The organism is Novosphingobium sp. PC22D (assembly GCF_002556635.1).
Classification (GTDB): domain Bacteria; phylum Pseudomonadota; class Alphaproteobacteria; order Sphingomonadales; family Sphingomonadaceae; genus Novosphingobium.
Window position 1 is genome coordinate 80,536 of sequence record NZ_MWMO01000015.1, and the last position, 23,839, is coordinate 104,374.

At 65.7% G+C, this 23,839-nt stretch carries 23 protein-coding genes; 6 read left to right on the plus strand and 17 right to left on the minus strand.

The window, feature by feature from the left end; all coding sequences use genetic code 11:
* Nucleotides 1-72: 72 nt before the first annotated feature.
* The 3 genes from rpoD to B2G71_RS18845 all read right to left on the minus strand — a co-directional run bounded on the left by rpoD (nucleotide 73) and on the right by B2G71_RS18845 (nucleotide 4,531).
* Complete coding sequence (rpoD, locus tag B2G71_RS18835; protein WP_098108257.1) at nucleotides 73-2,100, minus strand: RNA polymerase sigma factor RpoD; 2,028 nt, start codon at nucleotides 2,098-2,100, stop codon at nucleotides 73-75.
* Nucleotides 2,101-2,151: 51 nt separating this feature from the next.
* Nucleotides 2,152-4,014: a DNA primase gene (dnaG, locus tag B2G71_RS18840; RefSeq protein ID WP_098108258.1), complete on the minus strand. Its 1,863-nt coding sequence runs from the start codon at nucleotides 4,012-4,014 to the stop codon at nucleotides 2,152-2,154.
* A 64-nt stretch (nucleotides 4,015-4,078) separates the two neighbouring features.
* A complete protein-coding gene (locus tag B2G71_RS18845; protein WP_098108259.1) occupies nucleotides 4,079-4,531 on the minus strand; it encodes a GatB/YqeY domain-containing protein in 453 nt (150 codons plus the stop codon).
* Nucleotides 4,532-4,687: 156 nt separating this feature from the next.
* Between B2G71_RS18845 and carA the strand changes: the two genes are divergently transcribed.
* From carA to greA, 4 genes are all read left to right on the plus strand, one after another.
* Nucleotides 4,688-5,854, plus strand: a complete 1,167-nt coding sequence (gene carA, locus B2G71_RS18850) for a glutamine-hydrolyzing carbamoyl-phosphate synthase small subunit (RefSeq protein ID WP_098108260.1) — start codon at nucleotides 4,688-4,690, stop codon at nucleotides 5,852-5,854.
* Nucleotides 5,851-6,228: a hypothetical protein gene (locus B2G71_RS18855; RefSeq protein ID WP_098108261.1), complete on the plus strand. Its 378-nt coding sequence runs from the start codon at nucleotides 5,851-5,853 to the stop codon at nucleotides 6,226-6,228. The genes carA and B2G71_RS18855 overlap by 4 nt, the downstream gene beginning before the upstream one ends.
* Before the next feature lie 75 nt (nucleotides 6,229-6,303).
* The gene (gene carB, locus B2G71_RS18860; RefSeq protein WP_098108262.1) at nucleotides 6,304-9,627 is read left to right on the plus strand and encodes a carbamoyl-phosphate synthase large subunit; all 3,324 of its coding nucleotides are present in this window, start codon (nucleotides 6,304-6,306) and stop codon (nucleotides 9,625-9,627) included.
* 102 nt (nucleotides 9,628-9,729) lie between these two features.
* Nucleotides 9,730-10,206: a transcription elongation factor GreA gene (greA, locus tag B2G71_RS18865; protein WP_098108300.1), complete on the plus strand. Its 477-nt coding sequence runs from the start codon at nucleotides 9,730-9,732 to the stop codon at nucleotides 10,204-10,206.
* Nucleotides 10,207-10,303: 97 nt separating this feature from the next.
* Here the strand turns inward: greA and B2G71_RS18870 are convergent, their stop codons facing one another.
* The 5 genes from B2G71_RS18870 to B2G71_RS18890 form a co-directional block, all read right to left on the minus strand.
* Entirely contained in the window at nucleotides 10,304-10,528 is a 225-nt protein-coding gene (locus tag B2G71_RS18870; protein ID WP_098108263.1) for a DUF4170 domain-containing protein, read from the minus strand.
* 69 nt (nucleotides 10,529-10,597) lie between these two features.
* Entirely contained in the window at nucleotides 10,598-11,062 is a 465-nt protein-coding gene (locus B2G71_RS18875) for a hypothetical protein (protein ID WP_206049456.1), read from the minus strand.
* A 118-nt stretch (nucleotides 11,063-11,180) separates the two neighbouring features.
* Nucleotides 11,181-11,498: a hypothetical protein gene (locus B2G71_RS18880; RefSeq protein WP_098108264.1), complete on the minus strand. Its 318-nt coding sequence runs from the start codon at nucleotides 11,496-11,498 to the stop codon at nucleotides 11,181-11,183.
* Nucleotides 11,495-11,866, minus strand: coding sequence for a phage holin family protein (locus B2G71_RS18885; protein WP_240530229.1), 372 nt, complete (start codon nucleotides 11,864-11,866; stop codon nucleotides 11,495-11,497). Before B2G71_RS18885 ends, B2G71_RS18880 begins: the two co-directional genes overlap by 4 nt.
* A gap of 47 nt (nucleotides 11,867-11,913) precedes the next feature.
* Nucleotides 11,914-12,414 (minus strand): hypothetical protein, encoded by a 501-nt coding sequence (locus tag B2G71_RS18890; protein ID WP_098108266.1) that lies wholly within the window; start codon nucleotides 12,412-12,414, stop codon nucleotides 11,914-11,916.
* Nucleotides 12,415-12,582: 168 nt separating this feature from the next.
* Between B2G71_RS18890 and eno the strand changes: the two genes are divergently transcribed.
* Nucleotides 12,583-13,869 (plus strand): phosphopyruvate hydratase, encoded by a 1,287-nt coding sequence (eno, locus tag B2G71_RS18895; protein WP_098108267.1) that lies wholly within the window; start codon nucleotides 12,583-12,585, stop codon nucleotides 13,867-13,869.
* A gap of 205 nt (nucleotides 13,870-14,074) precedes the next feature.
* On the opposite strand, the gene B2G71_RS18900 is transcribed toward eno, so the two are convergent.
* The 6 genes from B2G71_RS18900 to B2G71_RS18925 form a co-directional block, all read right to left on the minus strand.
* Nucleotides 14,075-14,623 carry a MarR family transcriptional regulator gene (locus tag B2G71_RS18900; protein ID WP_240530230.1) on the minus strand — a complete coding sequence of 183 codons (549 nt, stop codon included), beginning with the start codon at nucleotides 14,621-14,623 and terminating at the stop codon, nucleotides 14,075-14,077.
* Nucleotides 14,624-14,831: 208 nt separating this feature from the next.
* Nucleotides 14,832-14,996: a hypothetical protein gene (locus B2G71_RS24190; RefSeq protein WP_168176409.1), complete on the minus strand. Its 165-nt coding sequence runs from the start codon at nucleotides 14,994-14,996 to the stop codon at nucleotides 14,832-14,834.
* Between the two features lie 362 nt (nucleotides 14,997-15,358).
* Entirely contained in the window at nucleotides 15,359-16,291 is a 933-nt protein-coding gene (locus B2G71_RS18910; protein ID WP_098108270.1) for an aldo/keto reductase, read from the minus strand.
* Nucleotides 16,284-16,706, minus strand: coding sequence for a 6,7-dimethyl-8-ribityllumazine synthase (ribH, locus tag B2G71_RS18915; protein WP_098108271.1), 423 nt, complete (start codon nucleotides 16,704-16,706; stop codon nucleotides 16,284-16,286). Before ribH ends, B2G71_RS18910 begins: the two co-directional genes overlap by 8 nt.
* A 14-nt stretch (nucleotides 16,707-16,720) precedes the next feature.
* Nucleotides 16,721-18,013: a 3,4-dihydroxy-2-butanone-4-phosphate synthase gene (ribB, locus tag B2G71_RS18920; protein ID WP_098108272.1), complete on the minus strand. Its 1,293-nt coding sequence runs from the start codon at nucleotides 18,011-18,013 to the stop codon at nucleotides 16,721-16,723.
* A gap of 54 nt (nucleotides 18,014-18,067) precedes the next feature.
* The gene (locus B2G71_RS18925) at nucleotides 18,068-18,871 is read right to left on the minus strand and encodes a crotonase/enoyl-CoA hydratase family protein (RefSeq protein ID WP_098108273.1); all 804 of its coding nucleotides are present in this window, start codon (nucleotides 18,869-18,871) and stop codon (nucleotides 18,068-18,070) included.
* Nucleotides 18,872-18,992: 121 nt separating this feature from the next.
* Between B2G71_RS18925 and B2G71_RS18930 the strand changes: the two genes are divergently transcribed.
* Nucleotides 18,993-19,802, plus strand: coding sequence for an SDR family oxidoreductase (locus tag B2G71_RS18930; protein WP_098108274.1), 810 nt, complete (start codon nucleotides 18,993-18,995; stop codon nucleotides 19,800-19,802).
* Nucleotides 19,803-19,809: 7 nt separating this feature from the next.
* Here B2G71_RS18930 and B2G71_RS18935 read toward each other — a convergent pair whose 3' ends face one another.
* The 3 genes from B2G71_RS18935 to B2G71_RS18945 form a co-directional block, all read right to left on the minus strand.
* On the minus strand, nucleotides 19,810-20,655 hold the full coding sequence (locus tag B2G71_RS18935) for a TauD/TfdA family dioxygenase (RefSeq protein WP_098108275.1): 846 nt from the start codon (nucleotides 20,653-20,655) through the stop codon (nucleotides 19,810-19,812).
* 28 nt (nucleotides 20,656-20,683) lie between these two features.
* Entirely contained in the window at nucleotides 20,684-21,520 is an 837-nt protein-coding gene (locus B2G71_RS18940; RefSeq protein ID WP_098108276.1) for a coniferyl-alcohol dehydrogenase, read from the minus strand.
* Between the two features lie 132 nt (nucleotides 21,521-21,652).
* The gene (locus B2G71_RS18945; RefSeq protein WP_240530231.1) at nucleotides 21,653-23,746 is read right to left on the minus strand and encodes a PQQ-dependent dehydrogenase, methanol/ethanol family; all 2,094 of its coding nucleotides are present in this window, start codon (nucleotides 23,744-23,746) and stop codon (nucleotides 21,653-21,655) included.
* Nucleotides 23,747-23,839 lie beyond the last annotated feature (93 nt).

Here is a 23,839-nt window from a genome sequence, read left to right on the forward strand (position 1 = left end):
GATCGCGATGCATACACGAAAACGCCCGCGGACAAACCGCAGGCGCCATCGCACCTGGACTGTGGGAAACGATTACTGGTCGAGGAAGCTGCGCATCTTGCGGCTGCGGCTCGGGTGCTTGAGCTTGCGCAGCGCCTTCGCTTCGATCTGGCGGATGCGTTCGCGGGTGACCGAGAATTGCTGGCCGACTTCCTCGAGCGTGTGGTCGGTATTCATGCCGATGCCGAAGCGCATGCGCAGCACGCGTTCCTCGCGCGGGGTGAGGCTCGCGAGCACACGAGTGACGGTTTCCTTGAGGTTCGACTGGATCGCGGCATCGACCGGGATGATCGCGTTCTTGTCCTCGATGAAATCGCCCAGGTGCGAATCCTCCTCGTCGCCGATCGGCGTCTCGAGGCTGATCGGCTCCTTGGCGATCTTCATCACCTTGCGCACCTTCTCGAGCGGCATCGACAAGCGCTCGGCCATTTCCTCGGGCGTGGGCTCGCGGCCCTGCTCGTGGAGGAACTGGCGGCTCGTGCGCACCAGCTTGTTGATCGTCTCGATCATGTGGACCGGGATACGGATCGTGCGCGCCTGGTCGGCGATCGAGCGGGTGATCGCCTGCCGGATCCACCACGTCGCATAAGTGCTGAACTTGTAGCCGCGCCGGTACTCGAACTTGTCGACCGCCTTCATCAGGCCGATGTTGCCTTCCTGGATCAGGTCGAGGAACTGCAACCCGCGATTGGTGTATTTCTTGGCGATCGAGATCACGAGCCGCAGGTTCGCCTCGACCATTTCCTTCTTGGCGATGCGTGCCTCGCGTTCGCCCTTCTGGACCATGTTGACGATGCGGCGGAACTCGGGAAGCGCCATGCCGGTGGCGGCGGCGATGTCGGCAACCTCGGAGCGGATGCGCTCGACCGAATCGGCCTCGGCCTCGGCGAATGCCGCCCACTTCTTGTCCTTGCCCGACATCTCGGCCAGCCAGGTGTCGTCAAGCTCGCGACCGACGTAAGTGCTCAGGAAGTCGGCGCGCTTGACCTTGTGACGCTCGGCAAGGCGGAGCATCTGGCCGCCAAGCGTGGTCAGCCGGCGGTTGAACGCATAAAGATTGTCGACGAGGTATTCGATCTTGGTCGCGTGGAACTGCACCGATTCGACCTGCGCGGTGAGATCCTCGCGCAACTGGTGATACTGGGCTTCCTTCGCGGCCGGAAAATCGTTGCCCAGTGCGAGCGCATCGAGGCGCTCGTTCTGGAGCTGCTCGAACGCCTTGAACAGTTCGGTGATCGTCGCGAATTTCTCAAGCGCTTCGGGCTTGAGCGCCGCTTCCATCTGCGCGAGGCTGAGGGTGTTGTCTTCCTCGTCGTCTTCCTCGCGCTTGGCGCGGCGTTCAGTGCCGTCCTCGTCCTCATCGTCGGAAGCGGTTTCCTCCTCTTCCTCCTCGTCGTCATCCTCCTTGTAGGAAGGGCCGGCGGTCGCTTCGCTGATTTCGCCGCTGTCGTCGTCCTCATCGTCGTTCAGGCTTTCGGGCGCGGGCTCCTTCGAGAGCATCGCGTCGAGATCGAGGATCTCGCGAAGCTGCATCTCGCCGTTGTTGAGCGCCTCGGACCACAGGATGATCGCGTGGAACGTGATCGGGCTTTCGCAAAGCCCGAGAATCATCATGTCGCGGCCGGCCTCGATGCGCTTGGCGATGGCGATCTCGCCCTCGCGGCTGAGCAACTCGACGGCGCCCATTTCGCGCAGGTACATGCGCACCGGGTCATCGGTGCGCTCGACCGTTTCCTTCTTCTTGGTTTCGACGACGACGCGCTGCGAGCCGGAATCCTCCGGCTCCATCTCGTCGGGACCGTCATCGTCGTCCTCGCTCTGCGCGTCCTCGTCGTTCTCGACGATATTGACGCCCATCTCGTTGATCGCGGCGTAGATGTCCTCGATCTGGTCGGAGTTCATCTGGTCCTGCGGCAGGGCCTCGTTGAGCTCATCGATGGTGATGTAGCCCTTGCGCTTGGCGCGCGCGATCAGCTTCTTGACCGAAGCCTCGTTGAGGTCGATCAGCGGCGCGTCGGTCCCGTCGGTCTTTTCCGCCGTGTTTTCTTCGTTCTTGCTCATTATACCGTCACAAAATCCTGCTGTCGCTGCCCCCGGGTGTCCCAATTATACCTAAGGGACCGCCGCATTTCTCGTCGCCATTTGCCTGAGCCGCCGATCGAATTCCAGCTTTCTCTTGAGCAGACGCTGCTGCTCTTCGAAGGCGTCTTCCGACAAGTCGCTCTCGAACCGCGCGGTTGCTTCCGCCAAAGCCGCCTCCAGTGCCGGACGTTCCACCAGCAACTCGACCGCCGAGGAAAGGTCGGACGCCGCTTGTTCGGGGGTCGCTTCGGGGTCGAGAAAACCGAAACGGAGCCCCGAGTATTCGGCGGGTTCCGGCCTTTCCAGACCGTGCTCGGACAATATGGTGGAAAGCGCCTCGCTTTCAAGCGTGTCTGCCGCATCGCAGCAATCGAGCAGGCCGGCGAAGCGCCGGTCGAGCCGGGGCGTGCGCGCGAGGGCATCGGCATGGCGCGCGATTTCGCCCGGCCAGCGGAACAATCCCGCAAGCACTGCGGCCGATAGCGCGTCGCGCGCGCCGCCTCCGGTGATCCGCCGCAACCGGCCGAGCGATTCGGCGCTGGAGGATTGGCGCGGGGCCTCGCCCCGGCGGCCGAATCCGGACTTGCCGCGCCCCTCGAAGCGGTCCGGGCGCGGGGGAAAGGCGAAGGCCGAATAGCGATCGAGCAGTTCGCGGCGGTAGAGGCTGGCGATGTCGCGCTCGCCGATCGCGTCGACATGGGCGAGCAGCCGCGCCTTGAGCCCGGCCTTGTCCTCTGGCGAGTTGAGCGGAGCGGCAGTGCGTTCGTGCTCCCACAGGACGTCGAGCAGCGACTGCGCCTCGCCTAGCAGAGCCTCCATCGCCTTGCGGCCTCTAGCCTTGAGCAGATCGTCGGGATCGAGGCCCTCGGGGAGGCGCACGAACCGCAAGGAATGCGCGGGCCGCAGCATCGGCATCGCCCGCGTCAGCGCACGCATCGCCGCGCGCTGGCCGGCGGCATCGCCGTCGAAGCACAGCACTGGCGTTTCCACCTGCCGCCAGAGCAGCTCGATCTGCTCTTCGGTCAGCGCGGTGCCGAGCGGGGCGACGCATTCGGCGATCCCCGCGTTCGCCAGGGCGATGACATCCATGTAGCCTTCGACCACGATCATCCGGCCGGACTGGCGCGCGGCGGGTGCGGCGCGGTGGAGGTTGTAGAGCGTACGCCCCTTGTCGAACAGCGGCGTGTCGGGCGAGTTCAGATACTTGGGCGCATCCGTCTTGTCCCTGACGAGAATGCGGCCGCCGAACGCGATCACGCGACCGCGCGTATCCTCGATCGGCAGCATCAGCCGGCCGCGAAAGCGGTCGTAAGGCTCGCGCTTGCCGCGCGTCTCGTCCTCGACCGCGATCCTGAGGCCCGCCTCGATCAGCATGTCCTCGGGAAAGCGGGAGAGGGCGGCTTTCAGCGCCTGACGGTCGTCGGGCGCATAGCCGAAGCCGAACTTGCGCACCGTGGCCTCGTCGAACCCGCGCGAGGCGAGGTATTCGCGCGCGGCGACGCCCTGCGGCGCGGCGAGATTGGCGACGAACCAGTCCTGCGCGGCCTGCATCACGTCGTGGAGCGAGGCGCGCTGCTCGGCCCGCCTGGCTGCGCGCGGATCGGGTGCGGGGACGTCCATCCCGGCCTCGGCGGCGAGTTCCTTGACCGCGTCCATGAACTCGAGACCCTGATGGTCGGTCATCCAGCGGATCGCATCGCCGTGCGCGCCGCAGCCGAAGCAGTGGTAGAAGCCCTTCTCGTCGTTGACGTAGAAGCTGGGCGTCTTCTCGTTGTGGAATGGGCAGCAGGCCTTGAACTCGCGCCCCGCGCGCGTCAGCCGCACAGAGCGCCCGACCAGCGCGGACAGCGTGATCCGCGTGCGCAACTGGTCGAGCCACTGCGGGCTCAGCACGGTCGGGGCCCTGCGCCCGGGAGCCTCCCGGCCCGGGAGGCCCCGGGGAGGGGAGGCGCCACGGTCACGCGAGCGAGGCTTTCACCAGGCCGCTCGCCTTCGACATGTCGAGCTGCGCGCCGTGGCGGGCCTTCAACTCGGCCATGACCTTGCCCATGTCCTTCATGCCCTGCGCGCCGGTCTCTGCCTTGATCGCCTCGATCGCGACCTTGGTGTCTTCCTCGGACATCCGCGCGGGAAGGAATTCCTCGATCACCGCAAGCTCGGCGCGCTCGTCGGCGGCGCGTTCGGGGCGACCGCCCTGCTCGAAAAGCTCGATCGATTCGTGGCGTTGCTTGGCCATCTTCTGCAGGACCTCGATGACGAGCGTGTCGTCGTCGGGCGCCTTGTCGGCCGTACGCAGCTCGATGTCGCGGTCCTTGAGCTTGGCGAGAATCAGGCGGAGCGCCGCCACGCGCGGCTTGTCGCCGGCTTTCATCGCCGAAACCTGGGCGGCCTTGATCGAATCGCGGATCATGGTTTTTGCTGTTCCAATCACAATGTCTGGTATGTTCGGCGAAATAGGACGGAGAAGCTCGGATTTCCACCGTCTGGCTTGACGCCATGCACAACCGTGTCTAGCCGTTGGGACTTAGCAATCATCGTCCGAACGCCGTCAACGGAGCGACCCAACATGGCCGACGCCGCAACTTCGCACGCGCCCAAACCCCAGGGAGCCACGGGCGTGCTCGTCCTGTCCGACGGGACCGTCCTGTGGGGAAAGGGATTCGGCGCGGTCGGTGCCGAGGTGGGCGAGGTGTGCTTCAACACTTCGATGACCGGATACCAGGAGGTGATGACCGATCCCTCCTACGCCGCGCAGATCGTGACCTTCACCTTTCCGCATATCGGCAATGTCGGCGTCAATGAGGAAGACCTCGAGTCGAGCGTCGATTCGGCGGTCGGCTGCGTCGTGCGCGAGGACGTGACGCTGGCCTCCAACTTCCGCTCGCGCGGCGAGTTCGACAACTGGCTGCGCGATCACGGCAAGATCGGCCTCGCCGGCGTCGATACCCGCGCGCTGACCCGCCGCATTCGCCTGAACGGCGCGCCCAACGCGGTGATCGCGCACGATCCGGACGGCAACTTCGACATTCCCGCGCTGCTCAAGCGCGCGCAGGACTGGCCCGGGCTCGAAGGCATGGACCTCGCCAAGCGCGTCAGCCGGCAGATCGAGCAGGGCTGGGACGGCTCGACCTGGACGCTCGGCACGGGCTACGGTCAGGCGCCCGCCGGCGAACGCCCGCACGTCGTCGCGATCGACTACGGGGCGAAGGACAACATCTTTCGCAACCTCGTGAAGGCGGGCGCGAAAGTCACCGTGGTTCCCGCCGAGACGAGCCTCGACAAGATTCTCGAGCTCAAGCCCGACGGCGTCTTCCTTTCGAACGGCCCGGGCGATCCGGCGGCGACCGGCGAATATGCGGTGCCGATCATCAAGGCCTTGCTCGACAGGGATATCCCGATCTTCGGCATCTGCCTCGGTCACCAGATGCTCGGCCTTGCCGCCGGCGCGAAGACAGCCAAGATGTTCCAGGGCCATCGCGGCGCGAACCATCCGGTGAAGCGGCTCGAGGACGGCTACGTCGAGATCACCTCGATGAACCACGGCTTCGCGGTCGATGGCGACACGCTCCCCGAGACAGTCGAGCAGACTCATGTCTCGCTGTTCGACGGCACCAACTGCGGGATCGCCCTGAAGGACAAGAAGGCGTTCGGGGTCCAGTATCACCCCGAGGCCAGCCCGGGTCCGCAAGACAGTTTCTACCTGTTCGAAAAATTCGTGGGGATGTTGAAATGAGCGAACTGACCGATCTCGTTTACGCCTACTACGTCGCCGGCCCCGCCGCGGACCTCAGCGTCGCACCGCGCTTCTATCCGCACGGCGAACTCGTGCTGATCTTCGAGGACAAGGTCTCGATCTCGGTACGCAAGTTCGGCACCAAGGCCCGCGGCTGCGCCAAGGAAGCCGGTGCGCGCTTCATCGACGCGATGATCGAGAAGGGCGCCTGGTCGACCAAGCAGAACGAGTTCGGCGGTTCGATGCACGCCTTCCAGGCCGATCGCTTCCGCACCGCGCTCGCCGAGCTTCAGGCCGAGGACGAGAACGTCCAGAGGGCCAAGGCCGAGGGACCCGAATACTGGGAAAAGGCGTTTTCCGGCCTCGTGGCCTGACGACCCTCTTCCGGCGCGTTCGCCAGGTGATCGCGAACGCGCCCCGCCTAGACAGTTTCCAGCAGAAAGGCGCCCATGCCCAAACGCACCGACATATCCTCGATCCTCGTCATCGGCGCGGGGCCGATCATCATCGGTCAGGCCTGCGAGTTCGACTATTCCGGAACCCAGGCGATCAAGGCGCTGAAGGAAGAGGGCTACCGGGTCGTCCTGGTGAACTCGAACCCGGCGACGATCATGACCGATCCGGACATGGCCGATGCGACCTACGTCGAGCCGATCACGCCCGAAGTTGTCGAGCGGATCATCGAGAAGGAAAAGCCCGACGCGCTCCTGCCGACGATGGGCGGGCAGACCGCGCTCAACTGCGCGCTCGACCTGTTCGAGGCGGGTATCCTCGACAAGCATGGCGTGCAGATGATCGGCGCCAATGCCGATGCGATCGACAAGGCCGAGAACCGCCAACGCTTCCGTGAGGCGATGGACAAGATCGGCCTCGATTCCGCCATCTCGGGCGTCGCGCACTCGATGGACGAGGCTTACGCGGTGCTCGAACGTACCGGCCTGCCCGCGATCATCCGTCCCAGCTTCACGCTCGGCGGCACCGGCGGCGGTGTCGCCTACAACCGTTCCGAGTTCGAACGGATCGTGCGCGACGGTCTCGACGCCAGCCCCAGGACCGAGGTTCTCATCGAGGAATCGCTGCTCGGCTGGAAGGAATACGAGATGGAGGTCGTGCGCGACCGCCACGACAACTGCATCATCATCTGCGCGATCGAGAACGTCGATCCGATGGGCGTGCATACCGGCGATTCGATCACCGTCGCGCCGGCGCTGACCCTGACCGACAAGGAATACCAGATCATGCGCACCGCCTCGCTCGAGGTGCTGCGCGAGATCGGCGTCGAGACCGGCGGGTCGAACGTGCAGTTCGCGGTCAATCCCAAGGACGGCCGCCTGATCGTGATCGAGATGAACCCGCGCGTCTCGCGCTCGTCGGCGCTGGCATCGAAGGCCACCGGCTTTCCGATCGCGCGCGTCGCGGCGAAGCTCGCGGTCGGCTACACGCTCGACGAGATCACCAACGAAATCACCGGCGCGACGCCGGCCAGCTTCGAGCCGACGATCGACTATGTCGTCACCAAGATCCCGCGCTTCGCCTTCGAGAAGTTCAAGGGCTCGAAGAACGAGCTGTCGACCGCGATGCGCTCGGTGGGAGAGGTCATGGCCATTGGCCGCAGCTTCCCCGAGTCGATGCAGAAGGCGCTGCGCGGTCTCGAAACCGGGCTCGACGGCTTCAACCGCGTCCCCGAACTCGAGGGCGCGGGCCGGGACACGATCACCGCGGCGCTCTCGAAGGCGACGCCCGAGCGGCTGCTTTACGTGGCCCAGGCGATGCGCGAGGGGCTTTCGATCGAGGAAATCCACGCGATCACGCACTATGACCGCTGGTTCCTGCGGCACATCGAGGCGATCGTCCAGGAAGAGGCGAAGATCCTCGCGGACGGCCTGCCGACCGATGCCGAAGGGCTGCGCCGGCTGAAGGCGATGGGCTTTTCCGACAAGCGGCTCGCCACGCTGGCGGTGCGTTCGGTCCACGTCGCTGGCGGCCTTGCCGAGACCCAGGCCAAGCGCTCGGGCCTGCTCCACGATACGCTGCGCGCCATGGCGGGCGCGACGAGCGAGGACGAAGTGCGCCAGCTTCGCCGCAAGCTCGGCGTCGAGCCGGTGTTCAAGCGGATCGACAGTTGTGCCGCCGAGTTCGAGGCGATCACGCCCTATATGTACTCGACCTATGAGGCGCCCAGCTTCGGCGCGCCCGAGGACGAGGCAATGCCCTCCGACCGGCGCAAGATCGTGATCCTCGGCGGCGGCCCCAACCGGATCGGCCAGGGCATCGAGTTCGACTACTGCTGCGTCCACGCCTGCTTCGCGCTCGAGGAAGCCGGGTTCGAGACGATCATGGTCAACTGTAATCCCGAGACGGTCTCGACCGACTACGATACTTCCGACCGGCTCTATTTCGAGCCGCTGACGGCCGAGGACGTGCTCGAGATCCTGCGGGTCGAGCAGCAGAAGGGCGAACTCGTCGGCGTGATCGTGCAGTTCGGCGGGCAGACGCCGCTCAAGCTCGCCGCCGCGCTGGAGAAGGAAGGCATTCCGATCCTGGGTACGTCGCCCGATGCGATCGACCTTGCCGAGGACCGCGAGCGGTTCGCCGCTCTGGTCGACAAGCTTGGCCTCATGCAGCCTGCCAACGGCATCGCCCGCAGCCGCGACGAAGCCGCGGCGGTGGCGGGGCGGATAGGCTATCCGGTGCTGATGCGCCCGAGCTACGTGCTCGGCGGCCGCGCCATGGAAATCGTCGATTCCGAGCAGCAGCTCGACGATTACATCGAGAATGCGGTGCACGTCTCGGGCGACAGCCCGGTGCTGATCGATCAGTACCTGCGCGATGCGATCGAGTGCGACGTCGACGCGTTGTGCGACGGTGACGACGTGGTCGTCGCGGGCGTGATGCAGCACATCGAGGAAGCCGGCATCCACTCGGGCGACAGCGCCTGCACGCTTCCGCCCTATAGTCTGCCGCCCGAAACCGTCGCCGAAATGGAGCGGCAGGCCGATCTCCTCGCCCGGGGGCTCGGCGTGCGCGGGCTGATGAACATTCAGTTCGCGGTGAAAGGCAAGGATGTCTACCTGATCGAAGTCAATCCGCGCGCCAGCCGTACGGTTCCCTTCGTCGCCAAGGCGATTGGACAGCCAGTCGCCAAGATCGCCTCGCGCGTGATGGCCGGCGAGAAGCTCGCCGATTTCGAAGCGTTCCGGCGCGATCTCGACTATGTCGCGGTCAAGGAGGCGGTGTTCCCCTTCGCCAAGTTCCCGGGCGTCGATCCGGTGCTCAGCCCGGAGATGAAGTCGACCGGCGAGGTCATGGGGATCGACAGCGATTATCCGCGTGCCTTCGCCAAGGCCCAGCTCGGCGCGGGCATGCGGCTGCCGACCGAAGGCACCGTGTTCGTCTCGGTCAAGAACAGCGACAAGCCGCACATCCTGCCCGCGGTGCAGGCGCTGGTGAAGGAGGGGTTCCGCATCGTCGCGACGGGGGGGACGCAGCAGTTCCTGTCTGACGCCGGGCTGCCGGTGGAGCGGGTCAACAAGGTCGCCGAGGGCCGGCCGCACATCGTTGACAAGATCATCGATGGCGAGATCGCGTTGATCTTCAACACCACCGAGGGTTGGCAGAGCCTCAAGGATTCGCAGTCGATCCGCGCTTCGGCGCTGACGTCGAAGGTCTCGATCTTCACCACGGCGGCGGCGAGCATCGCGGCGGCCGAAGCGATTGCCGCGATTCGCGGCAGCCAGCTTGAAGTGCGATCGCTACAAGATTATTATAGCTGAAATCGATCTTGCCTCCCCAAATCGCGACAGGTCGGCCCGCACTCGAACTTGCGGGGCAGGATCGTAGTCGCGAGGGGAGGCGCTGGAGGAAGAATGAATACGATGGCGAGTGTCGAAAAGCTGCCCATGCTCGCGGAAGGGTATGAGAGGCTCACTACCGATCTCAAGGCGCTGCGCGAGGAACGCCCGCGCATTGTCGATGCGATCGAGGAAGCCCGCGCTCACGGCGACTTGTCGGAGAACGCCGAATATCACGCCGCGAAAGAGCGTCAGGGCCAGGTCGAGGCGACGATTGCCGATCTCGAGGACAAGATCAGCCGTGCGCAGATCATCGATCCCGCGACGCTTTCGGGCGACAAGGTGATCTTCGGCGCGACGGTGACCCTGCTTGACGAGGACGACAAGCCGGTGCGCTACCAGATCGTCGGCCCCTATGAGGCGGACGCGAAGGTCGGGCGGATCAGCTACAACTCGCCGCTCGGCAAGGCTTTGATCGGCCGCAAGGTCGATGAGGAGGTCGAAGTGACGGTCCCGGCGGGCGACAAGTTCTATCTGGTCGAAAAGATCGAGTTCATCTGAGATCGATCGCGCTGCGGGAATCGAACCCGCCCGGCGGCGCCTTGCGAACCGGCCATGCGCTACCCGCGATAAGCGGGCGAGCGCATGGCCGGTTCGATCATTTCTCTTCCATCTCGTCCGACCACAGCAGGCGGTGGAGGTGGACGATGACGTACTTCATCTCGGCATCGTCGACCGTGCGCTGCGCGTGCGAGCGCCAGGCTTCTTCGGCCGTGGCGTAGTTGGGAAAGACCCCGACGATGTCGAGGTTGTCGAGATCAGCGAATTCATGGCTGCGCGGGTCCTTGACCCGGCCGCCCATCACGAGATGCAGTTTCTGCATGCTTGAAGGCCCAATCGTGCTTGCGGTGAGGGGCCCCCTTAGCGCGCAGTCCGCCGAAACTTCAAGCTTTCACGAGCGAATCCGGCCCCTGATTTCGCCTGCTTTCTCGATGATCCGCTCTGCGAACGTCGGCGCCGGCTTGGGATAGCCGATCAACTTGGTCGACTGGTCGAGCGCGGCATGCGTGAACTTGCTCGCGCGATGCGCGGCCGCGTCGCCCAGGCGTTCGGCCCGATGGCGCGCGGAGGAGGCCAGTACGCTGGCCGTCCCGAGCGCGGCCGCACCGGCCCGTTCGGCGCGATCGGCGGCGGCTTCGCCCAGCCGTTCGGCCCGTCCGGCAAGCAGTCCGGCCTTGCGGCGGGTGCCTTCACCGAAGTCCTCGGCCTTGTCGACCGCTGAGCGGCCGAGCATCATCGAGCTTGTCGCGGCCAATTCGGCAATGTTCATCGCCCGGTTCGCGACCTTGCGTCCTGCGCGGCGCGGCAGCAGCGCGCTAACCGCGACACCCACGGCGACGCCGCCGGCGATCGCCATGACCGGATGCCGCTTTACCCAGGCGATCGCCTTGTCCGAGGCGCGCGGTTCCGGCGGCTTTTGCGGCAGCGAAACGATGTTCGTCGCAGGCGCTGTCGAGGTTTGGGGCGGGGTCTTGTTACTCTCCGTCGCCATCGTCATCGATCCTTTCCGATGGGCCGAACCAATCCTCGGCCCAAGCAAGCATGGGGCTTCTGACAAACCAAAGCACCAGCGCGAGGATGGTTCCTCCAACCACGCCGGGATGGCTTTCGGCAATATCGACCGCTTCGTCGAACGCGGCCTTGGCTTTCTCGCCGACCTCGTCGGCGATCCGACCGGCGATGCCGCGCGCTTCCATGTCCGCCTTGATCTGGGCGAGCCGGCCTTCATAGGCATCGCGCGCGATATTGCGTGTCTCACGATCGGCGATGACCTGCTTTGCGGACACGCTCATGATGACGACCTGTCGTCGGCGATCACCTTGAGAACCGTCTTCCAGATCGAGCGCGCCGTCAGCGCCAGCACCAGCGCGATGACGAGCAGGGCAAGGGTTACGGCAGCCATGGCCCCCCAGGCCGTGAGCAGGGGACCGAGTGCGATGATCGTGCCGACCACGAAAGCCATGATCGCGAAAAATACGAACACGGCCGCCACGACGAGCAAGCCGATGATTCGCGGGGCGGCCTTGCCGGCATAGGCCGCGCGCGACTTCTGGAAGGCGAACTCCGCTTCCGCCGCGGTTCGCGCCTCCTCGGCCAGCTTCTTCAGGTCGTCCTGAAGCGACCGTTCGCGCGCATCTGGATCGGGCGCGGCCAGCGCCACGCTTTCATCAATCATATCCGGCAATCCGCTCCCCGTGTGCGGTGCTGTTACTTACCCTTGAAGATGCGGCCGAGCATGAAACCGGCCGCGGCGGCCATGCCGACCGCAAGGGCCGGGCTCTGCCTCACGAACGCCTTGGCATCCTCGCCGAGTTCGTCGAACGTCTTCTGGTCGAGCTGGACGGCGGCATCGTTGATCGACTTCGCCGCGGAGCGGGCATAGTCGCCGTATTTCACGCCGACCTTCTCGTCGATCATGGCGGCGTTGTCGCTGACCATCTTGCCGACCGACGTCATCGCCTGGCTGGTCTTGGCCTTGCCCTCGTTGGCGAAAGCGAAGGCCTTGTCCTTCGCCTCGTCCGAGCGGACCTTGGCGTCGGCGCTGAGATCGTCCTTCTTCTGGTTGAATTTCCCGCGATATTCCTCGGCGCGGGCCTGGGCTTCCTTCCCGAGCGCCTGCGCACCGGCCCTGGCCTCTTCGACGGCTTTCGTGAAGTGGCTCTTCGCCTCGGCATTCGCGGTTTCGGCGGTGACTTCGGGATCGACCATGGTAACTCCTCCTTGTGACCCTGACGGGCGGGCACAGCATCGCGCTACGTGTAGTCTATCACACATCCGACGCTATTCCTGCAACGCAACTTGCCTGCGAAAGTTCCGCTGCTATGACGCCGCTCGAATATCGCCCGTCGACACCAGGAACCGGAAGGAAAGCGCCGCATGACCGCGATCATCGACATCCACGGACGCGAAATTCTCGATAGCCGGGGCAACCCCACGGTCGAGGTTGACGTTCTTCTCGAGGACGGCAGCTTCGGCCGCGCCGCAGTGCCCTCGGGCGCCTCGACGGGCGCCCACGAAGCGGTCGAACTGCGCGACGGCGACAAGGACCGCTATCTGGGCAAGGGCGTGGTGAAGGCCGTCGCCGCGGTCAACGGCGAGATCGCCGATGCGCTCGTCGGCCTCGATGCCGAGGACCAGCGCGACCTCGACCATGCGATGATTGCGCTTGACGGGACCGAGAACAAGGGCCGGCTCGGGGCCAACGCGATTCTGGGCGTCAGCCTCGCCGCCGCCAAGGCCGCGGCGAACGCGCGGGGCCTGCCGCTCTACACCTATGTCGGCGGGGTTTCCGCGCATCTCCTGCCGGTGCCGATGATGAACATCATCAACGGCGGCGAGCACGCGGACAATCCGATCGACTTCCAGGAATTCATGGTCATGCCGGTCGGCGCCGATTCGATTGCCGAAGCGGTTCGGTGGGGTGCCGAGATCTTCCACACGCTCAAAAAGGGCCTGTCGGAAAAGGGCCTCGCCACGGCGGTCGGGGACGAGGGCGGTTTCGCGCCCAACCTTGCAAGCACGCGCGATGCGCTCGATTTCATCATGGGCTCGATCGAGAAGGCGGGCTTCAAGCCGGGCAGCGACATCATGCTCGCACTCGACTGCGCCTCGACCGAGTTCTTCCGCGACGGCAAGTACGAGATCAGCGGCGAGGGTCTCTCGCTCTCGCCCGCGGCGTTCGCCGACTATCTCGCCGACCTCGTCGGGGCCTATCCGATCATCTCGATAGAGGATGGAATGGGCGAGGACGATTTCGAAGGCTGGAAGGCGCTCACCGAGAAGATCGGCGACAAGGTCCAGCTCGTCGGGGATGATCTCTTCGTCACCAATCCCAAGCGCCTGACCATGGGCATCGACGAGGGACTCGCCAATTCGCTGCTGGTCAAGGTCAACCAGATCGGCTCGCTGACCGAGACGCTGGAGGCGGTTTCGATCGCGCAGCGCGCCGGCTACACCGCCGTTATGTCGCACCGTTCTGGCGAAACCGAGGATGCGACCATCGCGGACCTCGCCGTGGCGACCAACTGCGGACAGATCAAGACCGGCTCGCTCGCCCGTTCCGACCGCCTCGCCAAGTACAACCAGCTCATCCGCATCGAGGAAGAACTGGGCAGCGCGGCGCGCTACGCCGGCAAGGGTGCCTTCGGCCGCCTCGCCCGCTGAGCCTGTCGTAGAGGAAATATCGCACGGTCCCGGCTGGCTGAGCGTCGGCCTGGGCCGCGCATTCGCGTCGTGGAGCACGGTCCGCAACGAGGGACCGGGCGGCGCTGCGCGGGGCTTTGCCTTGAGGTAACTCGCCGAGGGCAAATCGACTCGCCAGTCATTTCCGAACGAGTCGGATCGGGAAAATGATCCGAAGCCGGACGAGTCAGCTTCCCGATATGGCCTCGGGAGGCCACTTGTCGTCGTTCAGCACGACCGACCGACTCGCCTGCGAGAAATAGTCCACCATCGCGGCGTATCCGCGCGCCGAGAGCTTGACGTAGATCCGCCGCGCGTCGGACGGATCGGCCTCGCGCAGCAGCAGCCCTTCGCGCTCGAGAATCGTGATCCAGCGCAGGGCGGTCGTCGAGGGAACCGCCGAACCGATGCAGGCGCTGGTGACCGAGACGCGCCGCCGCTCCTTCGCGGCGATGAAGAGATCGAGCACGATGTCCCAGGCCGGTTCGCCGAACAGGTCCTCGTTGCCGAATATCTTGGGCCGACGGCGCCGGTCGGCGTATGTCTGCCGCGCGAGTTCGCCCCATAGTGGATGATCGGCGGGTTGGGCGTCGCGAGGGGCCACGCCGCGCTTGGCGGTGGTGATGGGCACCGGCTGGCCTTCTTCCTCCGCGACGGACTTTTCGAGTTCGTGCGCCATCGCGAGAAGCTCGTTTGCGACACCGATCAGGCGACTGGCACGCGCCCGGTTTCGCATGATTTCTTCCCGCTTATCCATAAGTTAGCATAAGTCTCCACGACCGGAGAAAGCTGGATGGCGGAAGGCAACGAGGTCGTGGACGTCGCTTCAGGCCATTCCGGGCGGAGGGGCGGTTCACCGTGCGAAGCATCCGCCGGCGTTTCGGTCCCTTCCGATCCGGAACAGATAAAGCCAACCATGATTTGGTCCGCAGGTCGCGCAGAGCTTACTCCAAAGCGGAGGTTATCCTGGGTATGTCAAACTGCTTGCAAAGCGCGTCGATTGCTGCCTGCAGATGGGCCGCCGCGACATGGGCGCCGCATTTCTCGAGTTCGGGAATCTTGAGCGAGAGGTCTTTCGCCAGCATTCGTGCTTCGCGGATCGATGCCACGCCTTGTATCTCCAAGTCTATATGGGCCAACTGGCGTCCGCGCCCCGCCGTGGCCTCGGTTGCGATCCCTTGGCGGACCCGATTATCGCTACGGGCTCCGCCTTATAAAATAATATCCGAAATGGATTGAATTGATCGGACACATGCTCCCTAGCTGGTCTTCAATATACTGGAAACCATGTAATTTGGTTGCGTCCTATTTGTGAACTTGACATGAATTAGCGCACGCTTTGGTCCGTAGTGAAGGACGAAGGCGTGCGCTTGGGGAAGGGGGAACCCTGATACTCTCGCCAGGCGAGCATCCGAGCCGACGCCGCGCCATGAGGGTCAGCGCAAAAGGCGAGGGATCGCCCGTCGGCCAATCAGGGAAGCGCGCCGTCGAGCTTTGCGAGGTCCGCCTTGGCCAATTCGATCGTTGCCGAGCGAACCAGATCGCTCACTTGTGCCGGAGAAGTGGCGCTGGCGATCGGCGCAGCGACCCCCGGTTGCCGGCGCAGCCAGGCGAGCGCGACTTGCGCGCAGGTCACGCCGTTGCGGGCGGCGACGTCTTGCAGCACCGCGAGCGCGTTCCATCCGCCATCGGCGGCGGCGGCATCGAGCGCGCCCGCCCGGCTCGATCCCTGCCAGTCGTCGGCGCTGGCATACTTGCCGGTGAGAAAGCCCGAAGCCAGGCCGTAGTAGGGCAGGGCGGCGATGCCCTGCTCGACGCTCAGGGCCTGAAGCTCGCCCTCGAACCCCGAGCGTGCCACAAGGTTATACATCGGCTGCATCACGCTGAAACGCGGCAGGCTCTGCCGCTCGGCCTCGCCATTGAGTGCCCTCAGGCGCGCGGCGGCATAGTTCGACACGCCGAGTTCGCGTGCCTTGCCCTTGACGACGGCGGAACCGAAGACCGAAGCCACCTCGTCGAGCGGCGTCGTCTTGTCATCGCGGTGAACGTAGTAGATGTCGACATAGTCGGTGCGCAGCCGTTCGAGCGATCCTTCGAGCGCGGCGGTCACTTTTTCGGGCGCGAGCGCGTTGGCCACGCCGCCCATGCCGGTCTTGGTGCCGATCAGCATGTCGCCGCGCACGCCGCGGCTTTCCATCCAGTCGCCCAGCATGGCCTCGGATTCGCCGCCGACATTGCCCGGCGCCCAGGCCGAATAGCCTTCCGCCGAATCGATCATTCGGCCTCCCGCCTCGTAGAAGGCGTCTAGCACCGCGAAGCCGCCGTCGCGGTCGAGAGTCCAGCCGAAGACGTTGCCTCCGAGGACGAGGGGCAGCCCGCCGATCCCCGGATGGCGATCAGCCACCGAAGCGCTCCTTGAGCGCCAGCAGCGCGAGCGCCGCCTTGGCCGCCTCGCCGCCCTTGTCTTTCTGTGCCGGATCGGCGCGGACGATGGCCTGGGCTTCGTTCTCGACGGTGAGGATGCCGTTGCCGATCGCGATCCCGTCCATGGTCAGTGCCATGATCCCGCGCGCACTCTCGCCCGCGACGATTTCGAAATGGTAGGTCTCGCCGCGGATGACGACGCCGATCCCGACGTAGCCTTCGTAGGCGCCGCTCTCTTCGGCCAGCGCTATGGCCGCGGGGATTTCGAGCGCGCCGGGAACGGTGACGACCTCCACCTGATGCCCCGCAGCCTCGAGCGCGGCGCGCGCGCCCTTGATGAGCATGTCGTTGAGATGGTCGTAGAATCGCGCTTCGACGATCAGGAACTTCGCCATGGTCTGATCCTCCCTCAGGCTTCGACCGGGTGTTCGCCGACGATATTGAGGCCGTAGCCTTCAAGCGCGACGAGCGAATGATGCGTGTTGGTCAGCAGGATCATGTCGTGGATGCCCAGTTCCGCGAGGATCTGCGCGCCCACGCCATAGTCGCGCAGTTCCTCGAGGTCGGGTGTTTCGCCCGCGCGCACGCGTTGCTTGAAGTCGATCGTCTGGCTCATCAGCCGCGACATCGGCCGGTTGATCAGGACGATCACGCCGGTGCCCTCCCTGGCGATAATGTCCATCGAGCGATGGAGCAGGTCGGCCCGGTCGCCGATCTCCTCGCCAAGGATGTCGGCGAAGATCGACAAGGTGTGCATGCGCACCAGCGTCGGCTTGTCCGGATCGATGCAGCCCTTGATCAGCGCCATCGTCTCGTCGCCGGTGGCCTGGTTGAAGTAGGTCCGCGCGGTCCACGTGCCTCCGAAGCGGCTCGAGAACTGCAGTTCGGACTTCTTCACCACCATGCGGTCGTGCTTGCGGCGATAGGCGATGAGATCGCGGATCGTTCCGATCTTGAGGTCATGCAGGCGGGCGAAGGTCATCAGGTCGTCCATGCGTGCCATGGTCCCGTCGTCGCGCATGATCTCGCAGATCACGCCCGACGGATTGAGCCCGGCGAGCCGCGAGATGTCGACGGCGGCCTCGGTGTGACCGGCGCGCACCAGCACACCGCCCGGGCGTGCGCGCAAGGGGAAGACATGGCCCGGCGTGACGATGTCGTCACGAGTCTTGCTGCCGTCGATCGCGACCGAGATCGTACGCGCGCGGTCGCCCGCGGAAATCCCGGTGGTCACGCCTTCGCGCGCTTCGATCGAAGTGGTGAAGGCGGTTTCGTGCCGGGTGCCGTTGTTGCGGCTCATCGGTTCGAGCCCAAGCTGTTCGCAGCGGTCGCTGGTCAGCGACAGGCAGATCAGGCCACGACCGTGAGTCGCCATGAAATTGATCGCCGACGGCGTGGCCATCTGCGCGGGAATGACGAGATCGCCTTCGTTCTCGCGGTCCTCATCGTCGACCAGCACGAACATCCGGCCATTGCGGGCTTCGTCGATGATCTCCTCGATCGGCACGAGGATCGGGCGCTCGTCGTTGGACATGAGCACGCGCTCGAGCTTGCCGAGCGTTTCCGCCGTCGGGTTCCAGTCCGGGTCGGTGCAGTCGCGCAGGGTGTTGGCATGAAGTCCGGCGGCTCTGGCGAGTCCCGACCTGCTCATGCCGCCTTCGTTCACGAGGCGGCGGACTTTTTCGATCAATTCGACGGCCATTTGCACTAACTCACATTATGATGTGAGCGCCATATGACCAAATCACATTGAAATTCAAGTCCCGCGAAACGACGGTGCCCGCTTGGCGAGGAACGCGTCAACCGCTTCGGCGTGATCGTCGGTGGTGTGCGCCGTCGCCTGCATCGCGGCGGCCATTTCGAGCAGCGGCGCGAGGTCGCTGCGCCGGCCTTCCCAGAGCAGGCGCTTGGTCATTCGCACGGCGTGGGGCGGATTGGCGGCGATCCGCAGCGCCAGCGCGCGGGCGCTGGCGACAAGCTCTTCGCCAGGGACGACTTGCGACACAAGCCCGAAGGCAAGCGCCTCGGCGGCGTCGATCGAGTCGCCGGTCAGCGCCATCTCCGCCGCCTTCGACCAGCCGACCAGCCGCGGCAGGAACCAGGACCCGCCGTCGCCCGCGATCAGGCCGAGCTTGACGAAGCTTTCGGCGAAGACCGCGCTTTCGGCGGCGATGCGCAAGTCGCACATGCAGGCAAGGTCGCAACCCGCGCCGATCGCGGCGCCGTTGACCGCGGCGATCACGGGAACTTCGAGCGCGGCGAAGGCGAGGGGCAGGCGCTGGATGCCGCGCTTGTAGGAAAGCCGCGTCGCGACGGGCGTGCCGGCATTGAGATTGCCGCCCGGCTTCATCTCGCGAATGTTGCCGCCCGAGGAGAAGCCCTTGCCGGCGCCGGTCAGGATCGCGACGCGCGCCGTGTCGTCGGCCTCGAGGCGGGCCAGTGCGCCGATCAGGGCTTCGACCATCTCGGGGTCGGAGATCGGGTTGCGGATCTCCGGACGGTTGAGCGTGAGCAGGACGATACCGTCCTCGCCCGCTTCGTAGATGACCGCGTCCGACATGGCCTCGCTCCCTTCCTAGTCGCTTCGCCGCGGCGATAGGCGGTTCGCTCAGGCGCGCCAAGGCTTGACCCGCCTTTCTCCGCGACGGACATCCGCTGCGCACAACTATCGGGGATCGAGGATGAACGAATGGGTGCGCGCCGAGGGCGTGGCAATCGTGACCGGCGCCGCCGGCGGCATGGGCTGCGAATGCGCGCGGCTGCTGGCGGAGGACGGCTGGTCCGAACTCGTGCTCTGCGATCTCGACGAAGCCAGGCTCGAATCGGTCGCCGCGCCGCTGCGCGAGCAGGGCGCGCATGTCGAAATCCTCGCCGGTGACATCACCGAAGCCGCGTTCTGGGATCGTCTGGTTGCGCTGATCGGTCAGCGCGGCGTCGGTGCTGCCGTCCACACGGCGGGCGTCTCGCCCGGCATGGCCCCCGCCGGGCGGATGCTCGAAATCAATCTCGATGCCACCGTCCGGCTCGTCGAGACGCTGCGGGCGCTGATGAACGCGCGGGGCGCGGTGGTGCTCTTCGCTTCGCTCGCCAGTCACCTGCCGTTCCCCGAGGAGGCGGTCGCACCGTTCGAAGGGGAACTGCCCGAGGTGCCGTCGCAGGCGCTGGCCGCTTATGCGCCGACGCCGGAATCGGCCTATCCGCTCTCGAAGCGGGCGGTGCGCGCGATCGCCCGGCGCGAGGCGAAGAATTTCGGTGAGCGCGGCGCACGGATCGTCTCGATCTCGCCCGGCTTCATCGATACGGCGATGATGGCGGGCGAGATGAGCCCGATGGTCACGCAGATGCTGGAAGGCGCCGCCTTGCCCCGGCTCGGCAAGCCGGCCGAACTCGCGGCCGTGGCGACGTTTCTGTGCAGCGCGCGTGCCGGGTTCATCACGGGTGTCGACATCAAGGTGGAGGGCGGCGCGCTGGCCGCGATGGGAATCGCCTGAGCCGCGGTCAGGCCGGGACCGGCGAAGGCGCGCGGATCTCCTCGTCGCCGAGCAGAGTGAACCGATTCATGAGGCGCCCGCTTGCCGGATCGAAGGGGCGGGCACGGTGCATCGTGCCGGTGTTGTTCCAGACCAGCAGGTCCCCCTCGCGCCATTCGTGGCGATAGACGTATTCGTGCCGGCACATGTGGACGCGCAGCCGCGCGAGCAGGTCGTAGCTGTCGGCGGGATGCATGCCCTCGACGTGCGACACGGCGGCGCCGAGCATAAGCGACTTGCGCCCGTCGCGATGGGCCCAGACGAGCGGCTGACGAGCCCTCGGGCGCTTGCGCCAGGCCGCGATCTGGTCGTCGTCCGCGTCGGGGATGGCGGCGAGTCCCACGGTAAGGCCGGAATAGATGACATGCAGGCCGTCGATCAGCGCCTTGTCCGCGGCATCGAGGCCTTCATAGGCCGCATAGGTGCTGAGAAACTCGGTCTCGCCGCCTTCCGGCGCTAGCCGCGCCGGGCGAAACGAGCCCCCGAAAACGGGCGTGACCTGGTCGTGGTAGCCGTCCATGTGCCAGAAATAGGTGTTGGCGAAGTAGGTCGCGTATTCCGGACTGACCGACTTGTCGATCGTGACCTTCTGCACCTCATCGCCGCTCGTCCCGGCCTGGATAGGCCCAAGGGTCGCAGTGATCGCGCGCTGCTGATCCAGCGTGACGTCGAGATCGCGGAACACGATCACACCGCGCGAAACCACGAGTTCGCGCAAATTGCGGGCATGGGTTCCGGCAACGAGGTCACGCACGTCCGCGCGCACCTCGCTGCCGATAAGCGGCTTGATCTGCTTTGTGTCGAGCCCGGTCATGCAGCCATGCCCGCGATTGGCACGCGGATCAGGCGGTCTGCTGCTGCGCGCCGCCCATCATTGCGGAGATATCCACTTGTCCAGTGGCGAGGCCGCCCATGAAGCCGCCGTCGACGGGCAGGACGATGCCGTTGACGACGCTGGCGAGGTCGGAATTGATCAGAACCAGCGGCCCGGCCTGTTCCTCCGGCGTGGTGTAGCGGCCGAGCGGCTCGGCGGCGGCATCGACGATCGCCTTGCCCGAGGTCTCGTGGAACACCTTCATCATCGGCGTCTGCGTGGGCGAGGGCAGCGAGCAGTTGATGCGGATGCCCTTCTTGATGAGCTGCGCGCCCATGAACTGGGTCCACACGATCACCGCTTCCTTCGAGAACGCATAGCCCTCTGCGACCTGGTCCATGTTGGCCTCGCACCAGGCGAGCCCGGCCTCGAAGCCCTGCGTCATCATCAGTTGCATGTGCACCGGGATGCGCCGGCTCCAGCCCAGCCCGCCGGTCGAGGCGATCGAGATGATCGCGCCGCCGGGGCCCATCAGCTCCACCACCTTCTCGGTGACGTGGCGGGTGCCGAGGAAGTTCACCTTCATCGTGTCGAGCGGCGGGAAGCCGCCGCCGCCGGGAAGGCCCGCGCAGTTGAACAGCGCGTCGACCTTGCCGCCGACCGCCGAGACGCCGGCCTCGATCGAGGCGGGGTCGCGCAGGTCGACCTTGTTGAACGAGGCGAGCGGAAGATCGACGTCCTTGTAATCGAACCCGTGCACTTCGGCGCCGAGATCGAGGAGCAGCTTCGCGGTCGCTTCGCCCATGCCCGAGAAGCAGCCGCTCACGATCACGCGCTTGCCCTTATAGCCGAGAATGTCGCTCATAGTCTGGGTCCTTCCTCTCCCGCGCGCACGATCTCGGGCGCCGTATCTGCCGACAACTGCTATGCTTCGCGCTCGCTCGCCTCAACCGCCGTGCCGGGCTCGCCGCGCCAAATCGCGGCGGCGATGGCCGGTTCAAAGCCTGGGCATCGGCGAATCCCCCTCCTTCTCCCGCTTGCCCAGCGCTTCGCGCGCCTTGGCGCGGATATAGGCGTGGAGCTGGCGGATCTCGGCGTCGGAAAGCGTGTCGAAGCGCGGCATGCCCCGTTCGATCAGCGCGCCCGACCTGAGCAGTTGGCCGAAGGTGCCGAGATCGAGCGCGATCCCCGATTCGCGCAAGTCCGGGCCCGGCGTGCCGGCGGAGTGGAAGCCGACGCCGTGGCACGCCGCGCAGCGCACCGAGAGCGCGCGCCCCACAGCGACATCGGCGTCGCTGATCCGCAGGTCGGGATCGTCGAGCGCGGCGACCTTGAGCGTCGCGGGCGGGCTCGGCGCCAGCTCCTGCTCGCCGCCTACCGCGAAAGTGAGCAGCCGGCGCGGCTGTGCCCCGTACTTCCAGCCCACGTCCATGAACTTGCCGTAGGCCGAGGCGGTGCCGCCGTAGCCCACCAGGACGGAAACGTATTGCCGGCCGCCGACGCGGTAGCTCATCGGTGCCGAGATGATCCCGAGCCCGGCGTTGAACTTCCAGACTTCCTTGCCCGTCGCCGCGTCATAGGCCTTGAACCAGCCGTCCGCCGTGCCCTGGAAGACGAGGCCGCCCGCCGTCGCCAGCGTGCCGCCGTTCCACAAGTGCGCATGCTTGACGCGCCAGGCTTCCTTTTGCGCCACCGGGTCCCAGGCGACGAGGTAGCCGTGGCCGTCTCCGGGCTTCTCGGTGATCGGCTCGAGCATCAGGCCCATGACGTTGAAGGCGTTCTCCGAGCCGCCCTTGCGCGAGAAGCGCGCGCCGATCTGCTGGATCGGGATGTAGACGAGCCCGGTCTTCGGGCTGTAGCTCATCGCCTGCCAGTTGTGGCCGCCGACGGTGCCCGGCCAGATCTTGGTCAGCCCGGTCTCGTAGCGGATGTTCTCGCGTTCCTTGGGCCGCCCGGTTTCGAGGTCGATGCCGTCGGCCCAGTTGATCAGCGTCGTCCCGCCCGCCGAGATCACCTTCCCGGTCTCGCGGTCGAGCACGTAAAGATAGCCGTTGGTCGGCGCGTGGAGCAGCACCTTGCGCCGCTTGCCGTCAATCGTGAGTTCGGCGGTGACGATGTTCGGCGTCGCCTTGTAATCCCACGAATCGCGCGGGTTTTCCTGGTAGTGCCAGACGTATTCGCCGGTGTCGGCGTCGAGCGCGACGATCGAGCAGTTGAACAGGTTGTCGCCGCCGCCCGGATCGCGCAGCTCCGGGTCGTAGGGGCCCGAGTTGCCGACGCCGATATAGACGCGGTTCGCCTCCGGATCGAAGGTCATGCCGTTCCACACGGTCCCGCCGCCGCCGCCCGCCTTCAGATGATCGGGACCCCAGGTCCTGGCCGCCATCTCCAGCGCCGCGTTGCCCGCGTTCTGTTCGGGCGTGCCGGGGGTCGTGTAGAAGCGCCAGAGCTGCTTGCCGGTCGCCGCGTCGAAGGCCGTGACGAAGCCGCGCGCGCCGAAGTCGGCACCGCCGTTGCCGATGATCACCTTGCCGTTCATCACCCGCGGCGCGCCGGTCGAGATATTGAGCGCGCCTTCGGGGATCGAATCGGCGATCCACAGCTCTTTGCCGGTCTTGGCGTCGAGCGCGAAAATCCGTCCGTCGAGCGCGGCGGCGAAGACCTTGCCGTCCTCGTAGGCCATGCCCCGGTTGGCACCGAACGAGAAATGCATCTTGTCCGGATTGTGCTTCCACACTTGCGGATCGTAGGTCCACAGGATCTTTCCGGTCTTCGCATCGACCGCATAGGCCTTCGCGTAGCTTCCGGTGAAATAGAGCACGCCGCCGACTTCGAGCGGCGTCGCCTCGAGTGTCACTTCGCCGGGGAGGTCAAGCGACCAGGCGAGGCCGAGCTTGTTCACGTTCGATGTGTCGATATCGACGAGCCGCGAATAGCTCGATTCGTCCGCTGCCCCGCCGACCGCGGTCCAGTCGTCGCCCGCGCCGACGCCGCTGTCGTCGGGCGTGGCTCCCCCAGTTGCCGTGCAACCGGCGACCATCAGGACTGCCGCCATGGCCGCAATCGGCGCGATCCTGCGCGTGATCCGCATTCCTCTCCCCTCGTTTTCTCGCGCTTTTCTCTATCGGCTTTTGAGCCAATGTAAATCGTATCTCGGGCGCTCGCGTTGTCGCCGGTGGATTGC

Coding starts and splice junctions, on each gene's coding strand:
- B2G71_RS18940 (WP_098108276.1), bottom strand. CDS start 21,520: ATGAGCGACATTCTCGGCTATAAGGGCAAGCGCGTGATCGTGAGCGGC.
- carA (WP_098108260.1), top strand. CDS start 4,688: ATGGCCGACGCCGCAACTTCGCACGCGCCCAAACCCCAGGGAGCCACG.
- B2G71_RS18845 (WP_098108259.1), bottom strand. CDS start 4,531: ATGATCCGCGATTCGATCAAGGCCGCCCAGGTTTCGGCGATGAAAGCC.
- B2G71_RS18945 (WP_240530231.1), bottom strand. CDS start 23,746: ATGCGGATCACGCGCAGGATCGCGCCGATTGCGGCCATGGCGGCAGTC.
- greA (WP_098108300.1), top strand. CDS start 9,730: ATGGCGAGTGTCGAAAAGCTGCCCATGCTCGCGGAAGGGTATGAGAGG.
- B2G71_RS18925 (WP_098108273.1), bottom strand. CDS start 18,871: ATGTCGGACGCGGTCATCTACGAAGCGGGCGAGGACGGTATCGTCCTG.
- ribB (WP_098108272.1), bottom strand. CDS start 18,013: ATGGCCGTCGAATTGATCGAAAAAGTCCGCCGCCTCGTGAACGAAGGC.
- B2G71_RS18935 (WP_098108275.1), bottom strand. CDS start 20,655: ATGACCGGGCTCGACACAAAGCAGATCAAGCCGCTTATCGGCAGCGAG.
- rpoD (WP_098108257.1), bottom strand. CDS start 2,100: ATGAGCAAGAACGAAGAAAACACGGCGGAAAAGACCGACGGGACCGAC.
- eno (WP_098108267.1), top strand. CDS start 12,583: ATGACCGCGATCATCGACATCCACGGACGCGAAATTCTCGATAGCCGG.
- B2G71_RS18890 (WP_098108266.1), bottom strand. CDS start 12,414: ATGGTCGATCCCGAAGTCACCGCCGAAACCGCGAATGCCGAGGCGAAG.
- ribH (WP_098108271.1), bottom strand. CDS start 16,706: ATGGCGAAGTTCCTGATCGTCGAAGCGCGATTCTACGACCATCTCAAC.
- B2G71_RS18930 (WP_098108274.1), top strand. CDS start 18,993: ATGAACGAATGGGTGCGCGCCGAGGGCGTGGCAATCGTGACCGGCGCC.
- B2G71_RS18900 (WP_240530230.1), bottom strand. CDS start 14,623: ATGCGAAACCGGGCGCGTGCCAGTCGCCTGATCGGTGTCGCAAACGAG.
- B2G71_RS18880 (WP_098108264.1), bottom strand. CDS start 11,498: ATGAGCGTGTCCGCAAAGCAGGTCATCGCCGATCGTGAGACACGCAAT.
- B2G71_RS18855 (WP_098108261.1), top strand. CDS start 5,851: ATGAGCGAACTGACCGATCTCGTTTACGCCTACTACGTCGCCGGCCCC.
- B2G71_RS18870 (WP_098108263.1), bottom strand. CDS start 10,528: ATGCAGAAACTGCATCTCGTGATGGGCGGCCGGGTCAAGGACCCGCGC.
- carB (WP_098108262.1), top strand. CDS start 6,304: ATGCCCAAACGCACCGACATATCCTCGATCCTCGTCATCGGCGCGGGG.
- B2G71_RS18875 (WP_206049456.1), bottom strand. CDS start 11,062: ATGGCGATCGCCGGCGGCGTCGCCGTGGGTGTCGCGGTTAGCGCGCTG.